The sequence below is a fragment of the Tritonibacter sp. SIMBA_163 genome (genome assembly GCF_046535935.1).
Classification (GTDB): Bacteria; Pseudomonadota; Alphaproteobacteria; order Rhodobacterales; family Rhodobacteraceae; genus Epibacterium; species Epibacterium scottomollicae.
On the sequence record NZ_JAWJBP010000943.1, the window covers coordinates 1 to 251 of the forward strand.

Here is a 251-nt window from a genome sequence, read left to right on the forward strand (position 1 = left end):
GGCCGTTCGAGCATATCGGCTACACCGTCGTCTGGAACATGTCCCAGCAGCCGGCGATTTCCGTCAATGCGGGCTATACCGAAACGGGCCTGCCGATCGGGCTACAGATCGTCGGCAAACGTTTCGACGATCTGGGCGTGCTGCGCCTGGCCCGCGCCTTTGAGGAACTGCGCGGCAAGCAAAAGCCCTGGCCGGTGCCGCCCGGTTAGGCCTCAGACCGCCAACCGCGCGGCGTGCCAGGCCATATGGTC

At 65.3% G+C, this 251-nt stretch carries 1 protein-coding gene; it reads left to right on the forward strand.

Going from position 1 to position 251, the window contains the following annotated elements; translation table 11 throughout:
- A partial coding sequence (locus R0J92_RS25100) for an amidase family protein (protein ID WP_411053681.1) occupies positions 1-209 on the forward strand: 209 nt, incomplete at its 5' end.
- Positions 210-251 lie beyond the last annotated feature (42 nt).